General features: G+C 56.3%; 19 protein-coding genes, 1 tRNA gene and 3 pseudogenes. 10 read left to right on the forward strand and 13 right to left on the reverse strand.

Features of this window, described 5'->3' with window-relative positions; genetic code table 11:
- Positions 1–27: 27 nt before the first annotated feature.
- On the reverse strand, positions 28–882 hold the full coding sequence (locus ABRP64_RS04360) for an undecaprenyl-diphosphate phosphatase (RefSeq protein ID WP_284864697.1): 855 nt from the start codon (positions 880–882) through the stop codon (positions 28–30).
- 66 nt (positions 883–948) lie between these two features.
- Here ABRP64_RS04360 and ABRP64_RS04365 point away from each other — a divergent pair, with 66 nt between their 5' ends.
- The gene (locus tag ABRP64_RS04365; protein WP_349865575.1) at positions 949–1,995 is read left to right on the forward strand and encodes an NHL repeat-containing protein; all 1,047 of its coding nucleotides are present in this window, start codon (positions 949–951) and stop codon (positions 1,993–1,995) included.
- A 3-nt stretch (positions 1,996–1,998) separates the two neighbouring features.
- Complete coding sequence (locus ABRP64_RS04370; protein ID WP_349865577.1) at positions 1,999–3,114, forward strand: quinone-dependent dihydroorotate dehydrogenase; 1,116 nt, start codon at positions 1,999–2,001, stop codon at positions 3,112–3,114.
- A gap of 64 nt (positions 3,115–3,178) precedes the next feature.
- On the opposite strand, the gene ABRP64_RS04375 is transcribed toward ABRP64_RS04370, so the two are convergent.
- Positions 3,179–3,571 carry a hypothetical protein gene (locus ABRP64_RS04375; protein ID WP_284850131.1) on the reverse strand — a complete coding sequence of 131 codons (393 nt, stop codon included), beginning with the start codon at positions 3,569–3,571 and terminating at the stop codon, positions 3,179–3,181.
- Entirely contained in the window at positions 3,571–4,110 is a 540-nt protein-coding gene (locus ABRP64_RS04380; protein WP_284770650.1) for a YbhB/YbcL family Raf kinase inhibitor-like protein, read from the reverse strand. Before ABRP64_RS04380 ends, ABRP64_RS04375 begins: the two co-directional genes overlap by 1 nt.
- Positions 4,111–4,348: 238 nt before the next feature.
- Between ABRP64_RS04380 and ABRP64_RS04385 the strand changes: the two genes are divergently transcribed.
- The 3 genes from ABRP64_RS04385 to ABRP64_RS04395 all read left to right on the forward strand — a co-directional run bounded on the left by ABRP64_RS04385 (position 4,349) and on the right by ABRP64_RS04395 (position 5,879).
- A tRNA-Leu gene (locus ABRP64_RS04385) sits at positions 4,349–4,434 on the forward strand.
- A 102-nt stretch (positions 4,435–4,536) separates the two neighbouring features.
- The gene (locus ABRP64_RS04390; protein WP_284850130.1) at positions 4,537–5,277 is read left to right on the forward strand and encodes a TVP38/TMEM64 family protein; all 741 of its coding nucleotides are present in this window, start codon (positions 4,537–4,539) and stop codon (positions 5,275–5,277) included.
- 29 nt (positions 5,278–5,306) lie between these two features.
- Positions 5,307–5,879: a hypothetical protein gene (locus tag ABRP64_RS04395; RefSeq protein ID WP_023022380.1), complete on the forward strand. Its 573-nt coding sequence runs from the start codon at positions 5,307–5,309 to the stop codon at positions 5,877–5,879.
- A gap of 26 nt (positions 5,880–5,905) precedes the next feature.
- On the opposite strand, the gene ABRP64_RS04400 is transcribed toward ABRP64_RS04395, so the two are convergent.
- The gene (locus ABRP64_RS04400; protein WP_284770648.1) at positions 5,906–6,745 is read right to left on the reverse strand and encodes a DUF3097 domain-containing protein; all 840 of its coding nucleotides are present in this window, start codon (positions 6,743–6,745) and stop codon (positions 5,906–5,908) included.
- A gap of 33 nt (positions 6,746–6,778) precedes the next feature.
- Here ABRP64_RS04400 and ABRP64_RS04405 point away from each other — a divergent pair, with 33 nt between their 5' ends.
- Positions 6,779–7,552: an Rv1486c family protein gene (locus ABRP64_RS04405; protein WP_349865579.1), complete on the forward strand. Its 774-nt coding sequence runs from the start codon at positions 6,779–6,781 to the stop codon at positions 7,550–7,552.
- A gap of 22 nt (positions 7,553–7,574) precedes the next feature.
- On the opposite strand, the gene ABRP64_RS04410 is transcribed toward ABRP64_RS04405, so the two are convergent.
- The 3 genes from ABRP64_RS04410 to ABRP64_RS04420 all read right to left on the reverse strand — a co-directional run bounded on the left by ABRP64_RS04410 (position 7,575) and on the right by ABRP64_RS04420 (position 12,230).
- A complete protein-coding gene (locus tag ABRP64_RS04410) occupies positions 7,575–8,648 on the reverse strand; it encodes a ferrochelatase (protein WP_284770646.1) in 1,074 nt (357 codons plus the stop codon).
- A gap of 32 nt (positions 8,649–8,680) precedes the next feature.
- A complete protein-coding gene (locus ABRP64_RS04415; protein WP_349865581.1) occupies positions 8,681–10,063 on the reverse strand; it encodes an NlpC/P60 family protein in 1,383 nt (460 codons plus the stop codon).
- A 1,690-nt stretch (positions 10,064–11,753) separates the two neighbouring features.
- Complete coding sequence (locus ABRP64_RS04420) at positions 11,754–12,230, reverse strand: Rv1476 family membrane protein (protein WP_284785140.1); 477 nt, start codon at positions 12,228–12,230, stop codon at positions 11,754–11,756.
- Positions 12,231–12,604: 374 nt separating this feature from the next.
- On the opposite strand from ABRP64_RS04420, the gene can reads away from it, so the two are divergent.
- Both can and ABRP64_RS04430 read left to right on the forward strand, forming a co-directional pair.
- Positions 12,605–15,421, forward strand: coding sequence for an aconitate hydratase (gene can / locus ABRP64_RS04425; protein WP_349865582.1), 2,817 nt, complete (start codon positions 12,605–12,607; stop codon positions 15,419–15,421).
- Between the two features lie 194 nt (positions 15,422–15,615).
- Positions 15,616–16,191, forward strand: a complete 576-nt coding sequence (locus ABRP64_RS04430; protein WP_284796119.1) for a TetR/AcrR family transcriptional regulator — start codon at positions 15,616–15,618, stop codon at positions 16,189–16,191.
- 116 nt (positions 16,192–16,307) lie between these two features.
- On the opposite strand, the gene ABRP64_RS04435 is transcribed toward ABRP64_RS04430, so the two are convergent.
- The 4 genes and pseudogenes from ABRP64_RS04435 to ABRP64_RS04450 all read right to left on the reverse strand — a co-directional run bounded on the left by ABRP64_RS04435 (position 16,308) and on the right by ABRP64_RS04450 (position 17,597).
- Complete coding sequence (locus ABRP64_RS04435) at positions 16,308–16,526, reverse strand: integrase core domain-containing protein (RefSeq protein WP_349865592.1); 219 nt, start codon at positions 16,524–16,526, stop codon at positions 16,308–16,310.
- An 11-nt stretch (positions 16,527–16,537) separates the two neighbouring features.
- Positions 16,538–16,858 carry a DDE-type integrase/transposase/recombinase gene (locus tag ABRP64_RS04440; RefSeq protein ID WP_349865584.1) on the reverse strand — a complete coding sequence of 107 codons (321 nt, stop codon included), beginning with the start codon at positions 16,856–16,858 and terminating at the stop codon, positions 16,538–16,540.
- Positions 16,855–17,016 carry a hypothetical protein gene (locus tag ABRP64_RS04445; RefSeq protein WP_349865593.1) on the reverse strand — a complete coding sequence of 54 codons (162 nt, stop codon included), beginning with the start codon at positions 17,014–17,016 and terminating at the stop codon, positions 16,855–16,857. The genes ABRP64_RS04440 and ABRP64_RS04445 overlap by 4 nt, the downstream gene beginning before the upstream one ends.
- A gap of 382 nt (positions 17,017–17,398) precedes the next feature.
- A pseudogene (locus ABRP64_RS04450) lies at positions 17,399–17,597 on the reverse strand (hypothetical protein).
- A gap of 52 nt (positions 17,598–17,649) precedes the next feature.
- On the opposite strand from ABRP64_RS04450, the pseudogene ABRP64_RS04455 reads away from it, so the two are divergent.
- Positions 17,650–18,873, forward strand: a pseudogene (locus ABRP64_RS04455) (IS3 family transposase).
- A gap of 156 nt (positions 18,874–19,029) precedes the next feature.
- On the opposite strand, the gene ABRP64_RS04460 reads toward ABRP64_RS04455, so the two are convergent.
- Together ABRP64_RS04460 and ABRP64_RS04465 are read right to left on the reverse strand one after the other, a co-directional pair.
- The gene (locus tag ABRP64_RS04460; RefSeq protein ID WP_284850127.1) at positions 19,030–19,761 is read right to left on the reverse strand and encodes a trypsin-like serine protease; all 732 of its coding nucleotides are present in this window, start codon (positions 19,759–19,761) and stop codon (positions 19,030–19,032) included.
- Between the two features lie 302 nt (positions 19,762–20,063).
- The gene (locus tag ABRP64_RS04465; protein ID WP_284769791.1) at positions 20,064–20,723 is read right to left on the reverse strand and encodes a hypothetical protein; all 660 of its coding nucleotides are present in this window, start codon (positions 20,721–20,723) and stop codon (positions 20,064–20,066) included.
- A gap of 323 nt (positions 20,724–21,046) precedes the next feature.
- On the opposite strand from ABRP64_RS04465, the pseudogene ABRP64_RS04470 reads away from it, so the two are divergent.
- A pseudogene (locus ABRP64_RS04470) lies at positions 21,047–21,220 on the forward strand (helix-turn-helix domain-containing protein); the annotation flags it as partial.
- Positions 21,221–21,428: the final 208 nt, after the last annotated feature.

The following is a 21,428-nucleotide window of genomic DNA, read 5'->3' on the forward strand; positions in this document are numbered from 1 at the left end:
TATCCTAACGCTTCTTTATGGGTGGATTTAAATGGGCTGTAGGACTCCCAAGGCCAGCAGAATCATCACGATAATGCCCACGGGAATGCGGTAGGCCGCAAACCATGCAAAGGAGTGGTTGCCCACGAAGTTCAGCAACCACGCGATCGAGGCATAGCCCAAGGCAAAGGCGATGCCGGTACCGACGAGCAGCTGCATACCGGAAGCGGCTTGGCCGGCCTCGGGTGCGAAGGCATCGGGAAGCGAAAAAAGCCCAGAAGCCAGTACTGCCGGAATGGCCAAGAGGAAGCTAAAACGCGTGGCCACCTCGCGATCGAGACCCAAGAAAAGACCACCGGAAATGGTGCCGCCCGAACGCGACACGCCAGGAATCAACGCCAAGCACTGGCACAGACCCATGATGATGGCATCTTTCATCGTCAGCTCCTCAAAACCGCGCTTTTTGGAGCCGACGCGCTCTGCGGCAATGAAGACGAAGGAAAAGACGATCAGCATCGCGGCGGTGATCCACAGGTTGCGCAGCGCCCCACGAATGGCGTCTTCAAAGACCAAACCGATGACGCCGATGGGAATGGATCCGACGATGACCATCCAGCCCATGCGCCAGTCCTGCCCGCGCGAGGCGGGATTGGTCCACCCGCGGAACCACCCGGATAAGATTTGCCAGATCATCGGGGCGAAATAGACCAGCACGGCAAGCTCGGTGCCGAGCTGGATAACGGCGGTAAAAGAAGCGCCGGCGTCGTTGCCCCAAAAGAGCTCAGAAACAATGCGCAGGTGTCCCGAGGAGCTTACTGGAAGAAACTCCGTAAGGCCCTGCACAATGGATAAGACGATAACTTGTGCCCAAGAAACTGCTTCGGTCGCGGTATCAGAAATCACCCGCCATACACTACCGTCGCGCACGGCTTCGGGAAATCACAACGCGCGCTGTTAGGATAAGTATCCGTGAAATCACGATCCCGCTCCACACTCGTACTATCCAGCTTGCTAGCACTCTCCACTGCTGCGCTGGCCGCCTGCGATTCCAGCGTGAGCGTAGGCGGTGATCCCGAAACCGCGGTAAAGGGCAACGCCACCCCGGCCGCATCTCCCAGTGACACCGATCCTGCCGGCACGGTCATCGATTTCGATGAAGACATTACGGATCTGGCTGCGGTAAAAGATACGATTGCCGTTCGCACCGCAGACCAGGTGCACATTGGCAGCCAGGATGACTTTGGGGCCAACAAGGCTAAGAGCATCGATATCGATTCCACCTGCGGCGATTTAAGCTCTTCTGAATCTGGATTCGTCTTGGCTTGCCAGGACAAGGTCTTGCTCATCGATCCTTCTGCGCCGGAATCACCGGAAGAAATCAACATGGATGAGGACTTCCAGGTCACCGCCGCTACCCAGATTTCGACCGGCGAGGTCTTTGTCACCGCAGACGATTCCGCTGTGGTGGGCCGGTACAAGGATGGCACGCGGGACGGCGAAATCTCCGTAGAGGCCGGATCGGACCAGATGCTCGCCGTTCCCAATGCAGATGGCGATGACGGGATTGTGCGCATTCAGCGTTCGGATTCCACGATCCAGAATATCGATTGGCCCAATGACCGCGCCGGCGGCCGGTTGCGCGCTGGCCAGGGTGTCGGCCAAATCGCGGTGGGTAATAACGGCGTCGTGCTCGCCTCCGATACCGAGGGCGGCCGGATCGCAGTCTATACTTCCGATGACGTCGTCCGCCTGCACCAATACGGCGTGGTGGACGGCACTCCCTGGGCGGTAACCTGGGATGACTCGCGCGAGCTCGCATGGGTCACCACCACCGATAACAACACCGCGCACGCCTATTCCATTGACAAGGGCGTTCCCGAATCCCGCGGCGACTTTGCCACGCTTGCCGATGCCCAAAATATTTCCGCTCTTTCCAATGGCACCATCGTGGTTGCCTCCGCATCCGGCCAGGGGCTGCAGTTCGTGGCGGATCCGCACCTGAAAAAGGAGTCTTAATCCATGGTTTCGACCTTTGATTCGCTGCGCAAAAGCGCCTATCAGCTGGCGTTGCGCGGGATGTTTCGCTTAAGCCCCGAGCGCATCCACGGCATAATCAACTCTGGCCTGCACATCCTGCACGCGGCAGGGCCCGCCAATCGCGCGCTTGGCCGCATCCTGCCTGTCAATGATCCAGTCTTGAAACAAGAAGTTTGCGGGATCACCTTCCCGCGCCCGCTTGGCCTCGCGGCCGGTTTTGATAAGAACGCCGCGGCTGCCGATGCCTGGTCGCCGCTTGGTTTCGGCTACGCCGAACTGGGCACCGTCACGGCACAGGCGCAGCCGGGCAACCCGACTCCCCGCCTTTTCCGCCTCAAAAAAGATGCCGCCATCTTAAACCGGATGGGCTTTAATAATGAGGGCGCTGCCGCCGTGGCAGAAAACCTGCGCAAGCGCCGGTACAACGACGTCATCGGTATTAATATCGGCAAAACCAAGATCACCCCGGCAGAACGCGCCGTGGATGATTACCGCCGCTCCGCTTCCGTTTTAGGCGGTCTGGCGGACTACCTGGTGGTCAATGTCTCCTCCCCCAATACTCCCGGGCTGCGGGACCTGCAGGCGGTCGAATCGCTTCGCCCCATCCTGCGCGCCGTGCAAGAATCCACCGATGTTCCCGTCATGGTCAAGATCGCACCGGATCTTTCGGATGCCGATGTCGATGCCGTCGCCGATCTCGCCGTGGAACTGGGCCTTGCCGGCATCGTCGCCACCAATACCACCATCTCCCGCGAGGGACTGAATACTCCCCGCGCGGAGGTAGAAGCCCTTGGCGCCGGTGGAATTTCCGGCCCACCCGTGGCCGAGCGCTCCTTAGAGGTACTCCGCCGACTTAACGCGCGCGTGGGCTCGCAGCTTGTTCTGATTTCCGTTGGCGGGATTACCACCCCGGAGCAAGCGTGGGAGCGGATTGCCGCCGGTGCCAGCCTCCTCCAGGGCTATACCGGCCTTATCTACGGTGGTCCGGACTGGATTCGGGATATTCACAGGGGCATCGCCAAGCAAATTCGCGCCCATGGCCTGAACAATATTTCTGAGGCCGTAGGCTCCAATCTGCCGTGGAAGGCGATAAACTAGCAGCCCACCAGATAGCACAATGCCACATGTATAAACACGTGGCATTGCTTGTTTGAATGTCTGCTTAAGAGGTCGCCATGACGCTGCGCCGCAAAATTAAGGCACAGATGGCGGACATGCCGGCATAAAAGAGCAGCCAATACTGCTGCTGAATCAGAAGTTCGTGCTGCGGCAGAAAGCGGCTAGCAATGATCAAGGCCACCGCCACTGCCAGGGCGATAATCTGCGCGCGACTACCGGCATGCTCCTTGCTCATCGTGCTGAATGCACCCACCATCACCGCAGCGATAATGATCGCGAGGTTGCTGTAGGTCCAGACAAAGGGTGCGCCCCATCCATCGCTAAAAACGGAGATGAGGGCGAATAGGACCAGCACAAAAGCGACGACCAAAAAAGCGCCGCCCACCCGCAGCGCTGCGGGTGGGATCACTGGATTTTTAGGAGCGGAACTCGCCATTACTTGGCCTCGTACCAGCCCCAAAGGATTGCCCGGCCCAATGCGTGGAAGTGCAGGTTGAAGCCGAGGACGGTCGGGGAAGAATCCGGATCGATATCAAGGGTTTCTACGTCTACGGCGTGGACCGCGTAGAGGTAGCGGTGCGGCGCGTGGCCGGCCGGTGGGTTGGCACCAAAATGGGTACGGTTGCCGGAATCATTGCGCAGGCTAACAACACCGTCGATGCCAAGGTCCTCTGCCGCGCCGGCATTGGTGGGCAGCTCGGAGACATCGGTGGGGATATTAAAAGCGGCCCAGTGCCAGAAACCGGAGGCAGTCGGTGCATCTGGGTCAAAGCAGGTCACCGCCAAAGACTTGGTTCCCTCCGGCAGTCCGGACCATGCCAGCTGTGGGGACACGCTTTCCGGCGCACGGTGCTTTTCTGGGATCTCATCGCCTTCTACCAAGTCGGTAGAAGACAGTCCGAAGCTGGGGAGATCGCGCAGCGGAGCGTAGGGGTCAGGTCCGGGGAATCGAGTGTCATCTGCATAAGAAGTCATATACCCCTTTGTACCGCAGATCACACGCGCTTGTCGATGCCCCTCCCACTCACCCCACAACCGTGCGGCTGGTGTCAGGCCGTGCTCCTATCTAGGCGCTGCGGCCTACCAAGTTACAAGGATGTATTTCCCCGCCTTGAAATCGTGCGGTTTATGAGGATTTACCTGGCGATTTGTATTCCGGTAGCGGAACACGATAAAGTTTCGGGGTGCCCAACCGAGAGGTTGTAAACACCCTGCCCGGGTGGCGGAATGGCAGACGCGCTAGCTTGAGGTGCTAGTGTCCTATTAACGGACGTGGGGGTTCAAGTCCCCCTCCGGGCACGCTGTGAAGTCTCGAGACATCGTTCCTATGGTGTCTCGAGATTTTTCTATAAGTACAGCTCTTTTCTATCAGCCCGGCCGAGCCGACTACGATACAAACGCATGACCACTTTCCGGGATTGGATACGCAGCTTTGGTAGCTTCTGCGTTCAACTCACCCACTCAGCTTGGGGCTCAATCCGTGCGTGGTCACCGCGACGCTGGATACTCATCATCGCGCTCGCACTTGCTGGAGCTGCGCTTTTTATCTGGCTCGACATTCCCGACCTCTCCCAAATGCGAGTCGCCGCCGCTCGCCTTGGCGCGTGGTTTCCGGTCGCCTTCACGCTAGGTTATGTCACATTTACGCAATTTCCCCTGCCTCGAACCATCTGGACGGTTGCAGCGGGCATCCTTTTCGGCCCTTGGCAGGGCCTTGCTATCTCGCTGCTCGCGCTCACCATCTCGGCCGTATTATCGTTGCTGATTGTGCGCCGCCTGCTCGGAGAATGGATGAGGCCGCATCTTGCCCATCCCGCGGTTTATACCATCAATAACCACCTGGAGCGGCGCGGTTGGCTGGCCATCGCTTCCCTGCGCATGGTGGCGGGAGTGCCCTTCAGCCTTCTCAACTATGTCGCCGCGCTTACCCCCATCAGCGTTTCGCACTTTACGGTCGCTACGTTGGTCGGCTCGATTCCCACCACGGTCATCGGTGTCTTTTTCGGCGATGCGCTTACTGGCACGGCCAGCCCCGGGATCATCGTTGCCTTTATCGTCTTTACCCTCGCCGGTATCGGCGGGCTTGTGCTCGATTCGCGCCTGCCAACTCCCGTCCAGTCAAGGTTAAGCGGTAGACTGTAACGAACTGCTCGCAATAAAGGAGGATCCTCGTGCTCGCTGTCCATGCCCGCTACCGTGGGCGTTCCGTGCGCCGCGCTGAGCTCGTACAGCGCTCGGCCGCCGCGCTATCCACCCTCGAGGGCGTCGGCGAGTTTCACGTCCTTGGCGTCGAGGATATTTGCGCCGTGGTCGACTCCGCCACCGCAGTGTGTGAGGTCGTCATGGCCTTGCTTGCCGATGGCGACTGGGCCATCGGCATCGGCATCAGCCCTGGCAACCAGGCGGACGAAGAAAGCGCGCGCCACGTGGCTACCGCGGCGCTCAAAAATTCCGCGCGCATGGGGCAGGTCTACACCAAGCTCAATAAGCGCGGCCGTTCTGCGGAGGCGAGCGATATCGCCGCCGCCTTCGCGCTCATTGGATACGTGCTCAATAAGCGCACCATCGAGGGCCGCGAGGCAACCTCCCTTGTAAGGGCGGGGCTCAATCAAAATGAGGCCGCAGAAGAATTGGGAATTTCCAAACAGGCGATGTCCCAAAGGCTGCAAGCCGCGGGCTGGAGCGCCGAGATGGCCGGGTGGCAATTGGCGGTCAACCTCATTGAACGCGCCAATCTAGCCTAAGCCGAGAAAGCGTCGCTTACTGGGGCTTAGACAAGGTCTGATTTGCGCAGTTCAGGCGTGGTCACAAAATCCACCAGGCGCTCGACCGCCCCGATAAGGCTCGAGTCTAAGTCCCTGAAGGAATGGACCGCGTTATAAACGTGGCGCCACCCATCGGAGGGATCGGACCACCCCACGCGGCGGCAGATTCCGGTTTTCCAATCTTCACCCCGCGGTACCTCCGGCCATGCTTGCAGGCCTACCCGTTGCGGTTTTACTGCAGCCCAAATATCCACGAAGGGATGGCCGGTGACTAGAACGTGCTCCCCCACAGACTCGGTCATTCGCGTTTCTTTCGACCCTTTGACCAGGTGGTCCGCGAGCACGCCGACCCGGCGGCCGGGGCCAGGCTGAAATTCGGCGAGCCTTTCTTCGAGGTTGTCTAAGCCCTCCAGGTATTCCACGACCACGCCTTCTACGCGTAGATCGTGCCCCCATACCTTTTCCACAATGGCGGCATCGTGGACGCCTTCGACCCAAATGCGTGATGGCGCTGCCACCTTGGCCTCTACGTTTTCTACACGCCTAGAGCCCGAGTTTGATTTGCGGGGTGCTTGCTTGGGCACATACCTCGTCAGCGTTACCGGCTGACCTTCTACCAAGAATCCGCCTTTAATGAGGTTAAATACTCGCTCGACGCCGTGGCGGTCTTCTAGCCGTACGACCTCACCAAAGACGGTCTTATCCACGCCTAAAACGGCGCCCACAAAGTCATCACCGCGCACTTCTACCACCATGCCCGGTTCTGCGGGCACTTCTGGGTACTGGGTGGGCTTGCTGCGTCGGTGCCCAGCAAAAATATCTCCGCCATAAGGATCTAAACTCATGGCCCGATAGTCTATCTACTACACTTGCTCGCCATGGATATGCGCGCCGAAGTCTGGTCCCCTCTCCAAAACTCTGCCATCTGGCTAGCTGCGTGGTTGTGGGGACATGAGACAACAGATGAGCTGCTCGATGCCCTGACAGAGCTGGGCGGGCGCCCCGAATGCTTGGATGAATCTCCCTTCATCGATTTGCTCGCCTTGCTGCGCGCCGAAACGAAGGAGCTCACTTCTCAGCCAGGCGCGGGCGGGGAGCCTCTTCTCCGGCTTGTTTTATCTGGCCCGGGTGAAGCGCCGGCGCTTCCCGCAGGATCAGAATCTGCCCGTGCGGCCGCGCAAAGTTCAGCGGGCGCCATCGTTGTGCGCACCAACGATCCGGAAGTTTCGCTCGTCCTTGTCCCCCATCCCCATCGAGCTCACACGGCATGGCAGGTGATTCGTGAGGATCAGCCGCTACCTTCACCGGCATGGCTGAGCCCCGGCGAAGCGGATGCCTTGTTAACTAAGGCGACGGATGAATCCGCCGATCTCATTACGGTCACCGGCTACCAGTCCACCGCGCTGACTAATCCCCGGCTCACGGTGGGGACCCTGAGCGATTTTTATGACACGCCCGGCCTGCCACCGGCCACCCCGCCCCGGGCTGCGAAACTCTTTGCTCGCGCGGACCGCGTTGCCGCGATCATCGAAACCGTCACGGATAGGATCAACGATCACAGCCTCGATCCGCAGCTCCTCCGCTTATGGCGCCATATCCGGCAAGCGCGGATGACGGCAGTGGCTTATTCAGCAGCGGAATTCGCTCGCTAGAACAGGCCCGCCCAGAGTACTTTTAGTGGGCGCGAATATCGCAGCAGCCTGCAGCGCAGGGCGCGCCGTTGGTGGTACACCCTTGTACGGTGACATTCCCGCTGGTCTCCCACGGTTTCCCCTGTTCGAGTTCTTCCACCAGATCCACGACCATGTCCGCAAACCGCTGGGAGGGGCCAGCGGTACGGGCGCGCTCGACCTGTACTCCCATCTCATCGGCGGCAGCTTGCAGTTCAGAGTCCAAGTCCCAGATGACCTCCATGTGATCGGAGATAAAACCGATGGGGCACACCACTACGGCGCCTACCCCGTCTTTTTCATGAAGTGCGGTGGTGTGGTCAACGATGTCCGGCTCCAGCCACGGCGTCTTCGGGTTACCGGAGCGCGATTGCCACACCAAGTCGTAATCCGAAATTCCGACGCGCTCGGCCACTAAGCGGGAGGCTTCGGCTACTTGCCGGGAATAAAGGTTCTTGTCCCCGTCTGCACCACCGACATTATCGTGTGCATTCGGCACCGAGTGGGCCGTAAACAGCATGCGCGCGCTGCCCGTTTTCTCGACGGGTATACGCCGCCAGGCCTCGGCGACGGCATCGGCCATCTCCGCGATGAACTTGGGATGATCATAAAATTGTCGAATCTTGGTGAACTCGATTTCTGGCAGACCATTATCTGCAAGGTGTTGCCGCATCGCAGCAATGTCTTCATCGTATTGCCGGCACGCCGAGTAGCCACCCCAAGCGGAGGTGGCGAAGACGGCCACCCTGCGAATCCCTTCTTCCGCCATCTTCTCTGCGGTAGCTGTGGCAAAGGGGTGCCAGTTCCGATTGCCAAAATAAACCGGCAGATTATGTCCGCGTTTTTTCAGCTCGCCTTCGACGTTACTGATAATCTCCCGGTTCAGGCCGTTGATCGGGCTTACCCCGTCAAAGTGGTAATAATGCTCGCCCACTACTTCTAAGCGCTCGCGCGGAATTCCGCGGCCCCGCGTCACGTTCTCTAAAAACGGAACGACCTCCTCATTTCCTTCCGGGCCACCGAAAGAAAGAACGAGGAGGGCGTCGAAATTTTGGGCAGGATGCTGTGCGTCAGTCATGCCCTAAATAGTAGCAACCACAAGGCTGAGAATTAGAGAAGGCGCACGACCTCCGGGGTCGCACCAGCCCAGCGCACTGGGGAGACCTGTACATTCTGGCCAGACTGCGGGGCCTCAATCATTTGGTCATTGCCCAAGTAGATCGCAACGTGCTGGCTGCCGCCGGCGCCGTAGAAGATGAGGTCGCCGCGCTGCAAGTTGTCACGCGAAACCTTATTGCCCATTTGGTACTGCGCACCGGAGTAGTGCGGAAGGTCCAAGCCGGCCGCGGCGAACGCGTACTTAGTCAATCCAGAACAATCAAAACCGCTCCGTCCGTAGTCACCAAAGCTATCGGCGATGCCGCCGTCCCGGAGGCCGCCAGTTGGGCCATTGTTGTCGCCACCGCCCCACACGTATGGGGTTCCGATGACAGATTCTGCGCGAGCGATCACCGCCTCAATCTGGCTGCTATTGCCCGGAGCAGGGTTAGATGGCGCTCCAGGCCCTTGACCGGTGGCGGAAGGATCAGTGCTTGCCGATGGCGCCGTATTCGGGCTGCCAATGCCCAACAGGTCTGCAGATCCGTCCATCAGTGCCCGCATATCGTCTTGATCAACGGCTGCGGCGAGATCGCCTGCGATGTCCATAACATCCGATGCCGAGGAACCGGTACCGTAGTCCACCGTGTTAAAAGACGGCGTTGCTCCTTGATTAAGTGCGGTGCCGAACTCCGCCTTCGGGGTGGCCGCGTCCGCCTGCCCCTCTACGACGGCGTCATCGTGCGTCACCTCAGGAAGCGCAGTTTCATCCGGAACAATCTCGTCGGTAAAGTTTTGAGCCTTGTCCTTATTCAAGCCTTGCGGCTTGACGGTATCGCCGGAAAGCGCATCCGCACCTACCCTAAAGTCAAGGTTTTTATCTTGATTTTGTACCTTTGGAAGGTCGCCCTGCTGGGTCACTTCCACCGCCTGCTGCTGGTGGGCAAAAGAGGCCTCAGCGAAGTTGCGGGTGGCATTCATTTGAGCCTCCCGCTGGGCTAAGTTGCGGCGGTGCTCGACCATTGCCGATTCGGCTGCACGCTTTTCAGCATAAGCTTGGTCAAGCTCTGCCGCGTCGTCCGCAACCGCAGGATCAGCCGAAAGCTGGGCGATGCGCTCCGTCGCGGCCGCCGCTTGCTCCTCCGCCTGGTCGAGCAGCTGGCGCAGCTGATCTACGTCCCGCTGCTGAGCATCAACGTTGGATACGGCGCGGGCAATGGAGTCATCTGCATCGGTGCTTGGAACTTCTTCAACCGCACCGGCCTGGGCGGGATCGAGGAGCTCATCTGCTCCGGCAGGAGCGATGGACGCCAGGGGCGATAGCGCTGCGACACCTATGACTGCAGCGATAGTTGCACGAACATGTCGGATGCGCGGTAGACGAATGGTGGCCACTGGAATTCTCCTTGTTTGGACCACCTCCCTTTTAAAGAATGGGACGCAATGTGCCGCACTTGGGCATAGGAATGCCCGAGACACTGAAGCTTGCGCATTTCGCACAGCAGCAAGCCCAGAGTCTTCTTTGCGATATTCCGAATCCGATAGCTCACACCCAAAGGCGTATGGGCTTATGGGTATGCGTTATCGCCCTGGCAGCCCGCGGCCCCAGGATGTACATGGCACATGAGCCCGAAAATTGTAGAGACTTCACCTAGGGAGTGCGCACGTCAATTAAAGCTCTATGCAACTGATGCTTGAGCTCAGTAGCCTCACGTCACGCTGTCCAACAATCGCTACTATTTCCCCATACCAGCGACAAGGATGGTGCATTTTCTCCACGTGTCCTACGCGGTTCATTGTGAACGTGAGCGCTCTAACGCTACTGGGAGCATTTACAACTCTCCCATCGCAGTGCCAATCTCAGATTGGCGCATCTTCATCGAGCTCCACTTGTGACGTGCAGTGAATTTAGGTAGCTGGCAGAGTCCAGACCCTTTCGCACGCTGCGCTTGGCACAGTGAGAACTGCCCTATGATCCTTGGCACGACTCGCCGCGGCGCAGTGGAGGTACAGCTTTATGCGTGTACCCATTCGTGCGAGGGCAAGTGGCCACAAACCATGAACAGGCCACACGATGCTGGCCCTAGTGTGATTCCGGTTCCCTCATTCTCTCATTCTGCACGTACCCGACTGCGCTTCTCAGCGAACCTCGTATCTGGATTCCGCTTGACCGAGAATCCACTATCGAAGGGCTCGACAAAGAACCACACCCGCATACCCACACGATGGAGCTCTAGCGAACTCGTCTCACCACTTTTAAGGAAGGTGGGTTGATGTTTATTTTTCGAACATTGTCATCGCTCAAGTGAAAAGTTTTTCTACTCTCCCGTTCGAGAGTTCCCTCGGGGTTCATTGACTTCCAAGAACCGCCAATTCCTCGATTCCCGCGAGGCGTGCTTCCCCACATACCCGTGCGAATCTTCAATTGACCGTCAAGGCTAAGCCCATGAACTCAAGAAGATATTCACGTCTCTTGAGTCGACACTCGAACCATACGTCACGACACGCCCTTTTCGCACACATTCCACTTAATTACGTGGAGTCAAGTTAAACCACATGACGCAACATTCGTACCTAACCTGCAATAATTTTGTTACCAACCCGTTATTGTGATGTTCGCCACTTTGGTTTTTATATTCCGAGGGCCGTGCGTCATGAGCTGCAGCCAAATCGGGGCCATTTCACCGCAGTAGAACCACTCCCCCAGTGAAAATCAACCACTAAGCCTTTACTTTTGCCCCTCCCCCGCTCCCCTGACACTTTTAGGCAATGGGAGTTTTCTTCATTCGCAACGACCCGGAGTCGCCCGAGGGCCGCCCATAAAGAACCGATGGATTACGCCAATGTCTGAACATCATTTTCCATAAATCTCAGGGTAGGCACCGCGAGTTCCTTCGGTGCGGTGCGCCACGACGCTCTTGCAGCCGTAAAATTTAGCTCGCTTCGGCGGATGGTTTTGGGGCGCGCCGAGCGCCGAAAACGGAAAATTTTCTTCTACTTTTTCGAACAAACATAGTTAGAAGTTGGATACGCTTGGACGCCTTGATGCGTCCGCTCTCTCCAGATCGAGCCCCCTTAATGGCCGCTACTTATCCCGAATTTCGCGATGATGGGAGGCACGCCAATAACTTAAGCCGCCGAAAAGGAGGGCGAGTATGGCGACGACGGCGACGACGGCGACCATCGGAAAGCTGCTTTGCTCAAGCCCTGCATAGTACTGCTGCACAAGATCGACTTGGTTCAGTCCTGGCCTTAATTGCGCTTGGGAAGATTCAATATCCGCGCGGCTATAGTTCTCGCTAACCGAGGAGACATGGCGCGGGGTCTGCACGATGACGGTGTGCAGATTGGTAGCATCATAAAGCTCTTGTGCAATGTCGCGCGCGTCGGCGGCCTTGAAAACAGAAACATCGACCACGGCAATCCCGTCGCCCTCACGCAGTTGCTCGGCGACGTGTGCATTTAGCTGAGCATCCGATTCCAGCGAGGGTGCAGAATAAGCTACGCCGTCCTGCTTGAGCTGCTGAGCCAACTGCGGGACGTCCACTTCACCCGGAACCATTCAATCCTCTTCCCTCTTCTTAATTATAGCCGGGGCTCGTGCACCCGAGATCGGGGGTTATGCCTTGCGCATATTCCTTGGTCTTTCTTCATTAAAGATAAAGGTTACCGCCGCCGCCTACACAGTAAACGCGCCGAGTACGGCAAAAAGCTTTAAACAGAACGCTTGTCCCGTTACAATTGGAGCAACGGAAGGTTTTTACCTCTACAATAAATAGGTGAACCATCGCGTTCTTTGCCGTCTTTGGCACTGCGGGCCCCATGGCTTCGTCTCGACCACTATGTGGTCGCGCACCTTTTGCTTATCCCGCATCTCCAGCAGGCGGCGAGTACAAAACAGAACAGACTGTTTATCAACAAGGAATGGAGCTCCCTGTGACTGAAAGCTTGAACTCCTTCGATGCCAAGAAGACCCTTGATGTCAACGGCAAGTCTTACGACTACTTTGACATCAACACGGTTCCTGGCATGGAGAAGTTGCCGTACTCCCTCAAGGTGCTGGCAGAAAACCTGCTGCGCAATGAGGACGGCAAGAATGTAAACGAGGACCATATCAAGGCCCTCGCCAATTGGGATCCAAAGTCCGAGCCGGATACTGAAATCCAGTTCACCCCAGCCCGCGTCCTCATGCAGGACTTCACCGGTGTTCCCTGTGTCGTCGACCTCGCAACCATGCGTGAAGCCGTGTCCGCTCTTGGCGGTACGCCAGACCAGGTTAACCCGCTGAACCCGGCCGAGATGGTTATTGACCACTCCGTCATCGTTGAGGCCTTTGGTTCCATCGACGCTCTTGAGAAGAACGTTGAAATCGAGTACCAGCGCAATGAAGAGCGCTACCAGTTCCTGCGTTGGGGTGCTGAGAACTTCTCCAACTTCCGCGTTGTTCCTCCGGGAACCGGTATTGTCCACCAGGTCAACATCGAGTACCTGTCTCGCGTTGTCTTTGACAACGAGGGTCTTGCATACCCGGATACCTGTATCGGTACCGACTCCCACACCACCATGGAAAACGGCCTGGGCATCCTGGGCTGGGGCGTTGGCGGCATCGAGGCAGAGGCTGCCATGCTTGGCCAGCCGGTATCGATGCTCATCCCAAAGGTCGTCGGATTCAAGCTCACCGGCGAAATCCCGACCGGCGTTACCGCAACTGACGTCGTCTTGACCATTACGGAGATGCTGCGTGAGCACGGCGTTGTCCAGAAGTTCGTAGAGTTCTACGGCAATGGCGTCAAGTCCGTCCCGCTGGCTAACCGCGCCACCATCGGCAACATGTCGCCAGAGTTCGGTTCCACCGCGGCCATCTTCCCCATCGACGAAGAGACCACCAAGTACCTCGAGCTCACCGGTCGCCCGCAGGAGCAGATCGACCGCGTCGAGCAGTACGCCAAGGCACAGGGCATGTGGCTGGCAGAGGACACTCCGGAGCCGGAGTACTCCGAGTACATCGAACTCGACCTGTCCACCGTTGAGCCATCCATCGCTGGTCCGAAGCGCCCGCAGGACCGTATCCTCCTTTCGGAGGCCAAGGAACAGTTCCGTAAGGACCTGTCCAACTACACCACCGACGAGGTATGCGTGGATGACTCCTCCGTAGAGGCAAAGCGCATGTCCGCTGAGGGCGGCGCGCCTGGCGATGAGGACGTTACCGGTGGTTTGAACAAGTCGCGCGAGGGCCACGGCGAATCCGCCGCCGCTGGTGCTAAGGGACGTCACTCCAACCCGATCACCGTTGAACCTGATAACGGTGGCGAGTACACCCTTGACCACGGCATGGTGGCAATTGCCTCCATCACCTCCTGCACCAACACCTCCAACCCATCCGTCATGGTGGGTGCAGGTTTGATTGCACGTAAGGCCGCCGAAAAGGGCCTGCGCTCCAAGCCATGGGTTAAGACCATTTGTGCACCTGGTTCCCAGGTTGTCGATGGCTACTTCCAGCGCGCAGACCTCTGGAAGGACCTCGAGGCTATGGGCTTCTACCTGTCCGGCTTCGGCTGCACCACCTGTATTGGTAACTCCGGCCCACTGCCAGAGGAAGTCTCTGCAGCCATCAATGAGAACGACTTGGCAGCTACCGCAGTTCTGTCCGGTAACCGCAACTTCGAGGGTCGTATCTCCCCGGACGTCAAGATGAACTACTTGGCATCCCCAATCATGGTCATCGCCTACGCTATTGCCGGCACCATGGACTTCGACTTCGACAACCAGCCGCTGGGCCAGGACGAAGACGGCAACGATGTCTTCTTGAAGGACATCTGGCCTACCCCGCAGGAGATTGAGGACACCATCCAGTCCGCTATCTCTCGCGAGATGTACGAGGCTGACTACGCCGACGTCTTCAAGGGCGACGACGCATGGCGCAACCTGGATGTTCCAGAGGGTGAGACCTTCGAGTGGGATGAGGACTCCACCTACATCCGCAAGGCTCCATACTTCGAGGGCATGCCGACCGAGCCGGACCCAGTTGAGGACATCAAGGGCGCTCGCGTTCTTGCGAAGCTTGGCGATTCCGTCACCACCGACCACATCTCCCCTGCTTCTGCCATCAAGCCGGGCACCCCGGCCGCGCAGTACTTGGACGAGAACGGCGTTTCCCGCTCTGACTACAACTCCTTGGGTTCCCGCCGCGGTAACCACGAGGTCATGATGCGCGGTACCTTCGCTAACATCCGCCTGGCCAACCAGCTGGTGGACGAGACCGGTGGATACACCCGCGACTTCACCCAAGAGGGTGCACCGCAGGCATACATCTACGATGCATGCGAGAACTACAAGGAAGCCGGCATCCCACTGGTCGTTATCGCTGGTAAGGAATACGGCACCGGTTCTTCCCGTGACTGGGCTGCAAAGGGCACCAACCTTCTGGGTGTAAAGGCAGTTATCACCGAGTCCTTCGAGCGCATCCACCGCTCGAACCTCATCGGTATGGGCGTTATCCCGCTGCAGTTCCCTGATGGCGAGTCTCACGAGTCCTTGGGTCTGGACGGTACGGAGACCTTCGACATCGAAGGCATCACCGAGTTCAACGACGGTTCCATCCCGAAGACCGTTCACGTCACCGCTACCAAGCAGGACTCTGACGACGCCGTCGAGTTCGACGCTAACGTACGTATCGACACCCCGGGTGAGGCAGAGTACTTCCGCCACGGCGGTATCCTGCAGTACGTGCTGCGCCAGATGGTGAAGAACTAAGCCACTTAATGCGACGGAAAAGTACTAAGCTTTTTGGGCTTAGTGCTCGTCGCTGAGCTTGAAGACGCGGGGTCGCACCGCTCTCTCCCGTAGAGGGCTCTGCGGCCCCGCGTTTCTTTATTGTCGTTCTATGTTCGTTTCAGAACATACTTAACTTGAAGTATTAATCATTCCTAAAAGGAGACGACCTCACTATGCCAATCGTGAGTGAATCTGAGTTAAATCGGCGGCGGCACGAAATTCTCGTTGGGGCGCGGCGTTGCTTTGCCGAACATGGCTATGAGGGTGCGACGGTTCGCCTCTTAGAACAAGCCACCGGAAAATCACGCGGCGCCATTTTTCACCACTTTGGGGACAAGGAATCTCTATTTCTTTCCCTAGCCCGCGAAGATGCCGCACGCCAGGCAGAAGTAGTGGCTAATAATGGCCTCGTCGAGGTCATGCGTGAAATGTTACGTCACCCAGAACGCCACGATTGGCTTGCCACGCGTCTAGAGATCACTTCTCTACTGCGCACTGACCCCTCGTTTGCCGCGCGGTGGAAAGAACACCAGTCCATTCGTGACGAGGCTATCCGCGCCCGTCTCGCATCCAACGCAGAGCAAGGCCGCCTTCGAGATGACGTGGATATAGATACCCTGGTGTGCTATTTGGAAACCTTCATGGATGGGTTTATTAATAGGCTCGCCTTAGGGGATACGGATGGCCTGGAGCGTGTCCTCGATCTGGTGGAGCAATCGATCCGGAGTTCTAGCTCGCCACAGCGCTAAATGAGCCCATTACGTTGTTAGCAGTACCGCTTGAGGTCACCCAGGATTCGTAGCTCTGCCCCTGTGCAGGGGCAGGTTATGTTTGTCTGCGTTCTGAAGTGCCCCGAGTTTTGTTCCTAGGCATTTGCCTTGATTTCTATTATTCCCTGTTGCGGGTTCTTTTTCCACAATTCGGTTTCCACCTCGGCTGGGGTTCGGTATCCCAGGCTTTGGTGGAGCCTTACCTCGTTCCACCATGAAACCCACTCAAATGTGGCGATTTCTACCTCGATAACGTCATTCCACCTGCGAGTATGGATCAGCTCGCCTCTTGTAGGAGCCGTTAACGTTTTCAGCTAGAGCATTGTCATAGGAGTCGCCAACTGTCCCAGTAGAAGCAGTGATCCCGTGTTGGGAAAGGCGCTGGTTGTAGACAACGCTGACGTACTATAAGCCGTGATCCGAATGGTGAATAAGACCTGTTGTTTCCCTCGCACTTACAATCGCTTGGTTGAGTGCTTGCAGCGGTAATGCCTGAAGTGCGCATCGAGTCCGATAATGCCCATCCGGCGATCCGTCGGGAGTAAACGTCGGTGACAAACGCGGTGTACACAAAGCCTTTCTTCGTGCGCGCGTAGGTAATGTCGGCCACCCACAGCTTGTTTAAGGCCCTGGGCTTTAAATTCACGCTCGACCAAGTCTGGGCGCAGATCCGACACGTTGAGGTGTGCGCGTTGTGATTGGTGATCTGCCTTTGCCTGTGCCAGAAACACCAGCCAGGCGCATCAGCTGGGTAGCGTGTTGACGCCCGATATCTATTCCATCACGGTCAAGCACATGCCACATTGTCTGCACACCGTAGACACCGTAATTATCCCGATGAACAGCACTAATGCGTTCAACTAGAACAACCGTCACGAAGGCGACGAGCGCTTAAGCCCTCGGGCTTTGGACTGGCGATAACCACGCGAGGTGATGAACCCACCAGCCCGGTTATTCTTTTAACGCCAGTGCAGATGAACTCGACAGAGAAATGATTCCGGTATTTATCGATGAACCGGATCATAACCGGGGCTTGGGGCCTGGTCGTGAGGCGAAAAAAGCTGACGCGGCCTTCAGCAACTCGTTGGTATCTCGAAGCTCTTGATTTTCGCGGCGTAGCCACGCGTTTTCGGCGGCCAAATCTTCAGGCACAGGTTCTGGGGTGTTTCCCACGCGGCGGGCAGGCTTAAGTCCATTGACGAGCCGTGTGCCATGAAACCCCCAACTTTGGAGCTACTGCCTGGCATGCGGCTTGCATCGACATGTTTTCCGCCAAGATGCGGTCTTCCACGAGACGGACCACGCGGTCCTTTGCATCTTGGTCAAATTTTCTTGGCATGTTCCAGATTTTCCCATCTACTCAAACGGAACAAAACCTGGGACACTTTGAAGCATCCTGGGTTTAGTTCCTACCTCTGCTAAGGAAGGATTGGCACTATGCCCAGAAAGTATTCCGCCGAATTCAAGGAGAAGGCGGTCCATCAAGTCCTAGAGATGGTCCGTCTGGAGTCCTGCTCACGGCAACGCGCGTACGAGGAAGTCGTTGAGCTCCTTGGCGTGTCCCACTACACGTTACGCGCCTGGTACCGCGACAGCCTCGCCCATGAGCAGACGACACCAACAGATGGCGAAACCATGGAAGAAGAGCTCAAGCGTCTGCGCCGGGAAAACCGCGAGTTGAAACGAGCAAACGGGATTCTTAAGACTGCTTCGGCTTTTTCGCAGCGGAACTCGACCGACCCACGACCAGATGATCTCCTACATCGACGAGTACAAGGAGCAATTTGGGGCCCGGGGCCATCTGCCGTGTTCTGAAACAAGCAGATCGTGGATTCATTACCTCCCGCGGCTACCGTAAAGCCACCACCCGCGCCCCAAGCGCCAGGGCCTTAAGCGATAGCCTTATCATCCCAAAGATACAGCGCGTCCATGCGGAAAACTTCTCGGACTACGGTATTCGCAAGATGTGGCACGCCATGAACCGTGAAGGCTTTCATATCGGCCGCGACAAGACCGCACGCCTGATGAAACTTGCAGGTGTGTCCGGTCGACGACGTGGACAAACCCCGGTCACCACGATCAGCCCTAAAGTTCCGGATCATCGTCCGGACCTTGTGCAGCGACACTTCCGGGCAGCAGCACCTGGGCGACTTTGGGTCGCCGACATTACCTATGTTCGCACCCTCTCAGGATTTGCGTACACCGCATTTGTCATTGACGTCTGCAGCAGCAAAATAGTCGGTGTTGCCACCCGCTCTACGATGCGCACCGATGCGCTGCCGATGGGAGGCACTGGAACATGCATTAACGACTGCCGGTCGAATCCATGGAGACCAGCTAGTGCACCACAGTGATCGGGGAAGTCAGTGAGTGTCACTGAAGTACTCCACTGCTTTGGCCGAAGCCGAGATCCGGCCGAGTGTTGGCACAGTCGGAGATTCCTATGACAACGCGCTCGCGGAGACGGTCAACGGTCTCTACAAGGCTGAACTTATCCATTTTCAAGGCCCGTGGACGTCAGTGGGAGAAGTCGAGCTAGCAACCCTGCGGTGGACACACTGGTGGAACACCAAACGTCTTCACGAGGCGTTGGACTACGCCGCCCCACTGGAAGTAGAAACCGAGTACTATCTCACCCAGCCCATCAACACAGGGCCGTAAAAGAAGCGGAACCAAACCCAGGACGCTTCAAATTGAACCAACATCAACCCCGAGCCGGACCCCAACACCGACCCTGACACTGTCCCCGAACCACCGATTCAGAAAGGACAGATACACCACTCCATCGGACTTGACCAGAAAATAAATTGATACAGTTTATTTATTTGTTTTACAATCATTAGTCGGATAGTCTTCAACGCTTTTCTCTAGAAAGGAAATTGGCGTAATAGTAGTATCACCTTTACCATTACCACCTTCAATAAGGGCTACCAATTCCCCCGCAGAATTATAGACAGGAGCACCCGAATCCCCAGGTATTGAAGCTATTTGAGCTTTAAGAGTGCGCGCCTGGAAATTCCTCCCCGCTAGGGAAACACCCTCACAATATAGGTTCTTGTCGTCGATAGTCCCCTGAATTCTCCCTCCAAGAAACGTTTTGGTAAAAATAGTGGAAGGGATTTCGACTTCTTTATCACTGACTTTATCGACTCGGAGAGCGTAATTGGTAGGGGAATCAAGAAGTATTTCTGAAACATCCGATCCTTGGCTACTCAACAAGTAATTTTCGCCAACACTTCCAATGCGCCTACCTTTTGAATATACCTCATCCGCTTTTTCGCCGCAGTGACCTGCAGTTAAGGCCCGTCGTTGGGAAATGATAGTTACAGAACATGTCACCGCCCCTTGAGGAGGGCCCACCTGTATCTCGTCACCACTTTCTATGTATGAAAGAGGATCAGAATTCTGCTGCTGCGCAATAGATGCTGATGAAGCCGGGGCTGCTGTCAATACACTAGCCAAAGAGAAGAGGACTACACGGCTCATTATTGGAGTGATTTCGTTTTTCATAATTAATAATTCATAAAAATAAAGAAGAGGTAGGTACATCTAAAGTCCTACCTCTTCTCAGGTTTTATTTCTTCCCATAGGGGACAAATATGAGGAGAATGACCAAAATTGCTAGAGCAATCGTCACGACATACGGCCACTTAGCGTAAACGGAAAGCGCCATCAGAAGAACACCCACAGTGGCCAACAGCTTTTTCCACATAATTTCCTCTCCCAACCATCTTGAATCTTCCTAGCCGGAAGATTCTCTTTGAGTATTATCTAAACAATACAGCGACATCCGTATGGCAACATTCCAATCACGCTACCGCCAATCCCTTAGTGCTTAGTTCAGGGATAATTTATTGGAAACCAACCCGTTGTGGAATTGCAGTCTGCATAATAGCGCCAGTCACAATCGAAGCAATACCAAAGTCGGCATAGATACCACCAGGTGCAACGCCACCAAGAACCCCTGCAGTAGCTAGGATTTTGGAAACTACTGGTTCGGGAACCCAAATTCCACCGATTGCAATACCGTTACCCATACGGTTGATCGTCGTTTTGGACATCAGCAGCCTTACAGTAGTGCCATGGAATTCAATTCCATTCCGGCCTTCTTGAAAGTATGGATCAATGTCATCGTTATCAGAGCTCGAGATCTTCGGTCCCTTTTCCCAGAACGTTACCGAGTCTCCCGCTACCTTCATCTCGAGGTTGCTATCAGCCTTGGCCTCATTGATTTTTTCGTTCTGAGCCTTTACCTCATTTTCAATTTCCTGCAGATCTTTTTGGGAGAAAGCGCTTTCCGCCTCGCTATCAACCGAGAATTGATCTCCTCGTAGGGAAACATAGGAATCTGCATTTTCGAGCAATACTGAGGACACAGAAGACGGAGACTCATTATTCTGAGACGATGCATCGGGGCCAGTCACAGTCTCGGCACCAGCATTAGCCGGAACAAAAACTGTTGCTGCGGTAATCAGCATCGCTAAAAGCGCAGATTTCTTGGGACGATACATACTCTTAAACCTTTCGAGAGGAGATGGATGAAAATCCGGACACCTCTAAGATCGCATGCAGTAGACAAATTTGAAAGCGAAAGAGGGAAAACGTAAACGAACGTATATCTTTTCCCAAAATCATTGTCAGAACGCTCAAAAATATATATTATTACGGCTTAATCTCGTAGGCAACAGCTGTCTGAATTCATAACTTATTTGACAGTCTGTTCCTGGGTAAGTGGTCGTGATGGTTGACAGGTCAGTCGCGACATAGTTGACGCTTAGGCTACCTGGCCGTATTGAGTGATGTTTTACTCATCAGTCGCGACATGTTTGACACTATGAATAGCCCGAACCGCAACATGGCCATCGTCAACGCAGTCCGCAAACAAGGTCGCCGCCCCTCTAGAGTGGCTCAGCGTTTTGGTATCTCACGCCAGCGCGTCTATCAGATCCTCAACGTCTTTGATGCTGGTGGCGCCAACGCCATCGCGCCACGCTCTCGTGCCCCGCATGGGGTTGTCCGCAAATCGTGGACACGTAGTAGAGCTACCTAGTGGTTAGGCAGCGATTTCTTTTCTGCTGGTGGTTAGGCTGGTGTGGTTCTCGAAATCGACAGGGCTTACCATCCGGGCCCGACCCCCGAAAAGTGGACACATCGGGGGCTAGCTATGCTGCTGTGGTCAGTATAGCCGAAGTCTCGGCTTCAAAGACATCAGGAGC

Source organism: Corynebacterium sp. KPL4015 (genome assembly GCF_040225725.1).
Taxonomy (GTDB): domain Bacteria; phylum Actinomycetota; class Actinomycetes; order Mycobacteriales; family Mycobacteriaceae; genus Corynebacterium; species Corynebacterium rhinophilum.

What these genes read in the sequence shown, in the direction of transcription:
- ABRP64_RS04370 (WP_349865577.1), top strand. Translation starts at nt 1,999, where the DNA reads ATGGTTTCGACCTTTGATTCGCTGCGCAAAAGCGCCTATCAGCTGGCG.
- ABRP64_RS04375 (WP_284850131.1), bottom strand. Translation starts at nt 3,571, where the DNA reads ATGGCGAGTTCCGCTCCTAAAAATCCAGTGATCCCACCCGCAGCGCTG.
- ABRP64_RS04380 (WP_284770650.1), bottom strand. Translation starts at nt 4,110, where the DNA reads ATGACTTCTTATGCAGATGACACTCGATTCCCCGGACCTGACCCCTAC.
- ABRP64_RS04390 (WP_284850130.1), top strand. Translation starts at nt 4,537, where the DNA reads ATGACCACTTTCCGGGATTGGATACGCAGCTTTGGTAGCTTCTGCGTT.
- ABRP64_RS04400 (WP_284770648.1), bottom strand. Translation starts at nt 6,745, where the DNA reads ATGAGTTTAGATCCTTATGGCGGAGATATTTTTGCTGGGCACCGACGC.
- ABRP64_RS04405 (WP_349865579.1), top strand. Translation starts at nt 6,779, where the DNA reads ATGGATATGCGCGCCGAAGTCTGGTCCCCTCTCCAAAACTCTGCCATC.
- ABRP64_RS04410 (WP_284770646.1), bottom strand. Translation starts at nt 8,648, where the DNA reads ATGACTGACGCACAGCATCCTGCCCAAAATTTCGACGCCCTCCTCGTT.
- ABRP64_RS04420 (WP_284785140.1), bottom strand. Translation starts at nt 12,230, where the DNA reads ATGGTTCCGGGTGAAGTGGACGTCCCGCAGTTGGCTCAGCAGCTCAAG.
- ABRP64_RS04430 (WP_284796119.1), top strand. Translation starts at nt 15,616, where the DNA reads ATGCCAATCGTGAGTGAATCTGAGTTAAATCGGCGGCGGCACGAAATT.
- ABRP64_RS04445 (WP_349865593.1), bottom strand. Translation starts at nt 17,016, where the DNA reads ATGTGGCATGTGCTTGACCGTGATGGAATAGATATCGGGCGTCAACAC.
- ABRP64_RS04460 (WP_284850127.1), bottom strand. Translation starts at nt 19,761, where the DNA reads ATGTACCTACCTCTTCTTTATTTTTATGAATTATTAATTATGAAAAAC.
- ABRP64_RS04465 (WP_284769791.1), bottom strand. Translation starts at nt 20,723, where the DNA reads ATGTATCGTCCCAAGAAATCTGCGCTTTTAGCGATGCTGATTACCGCA.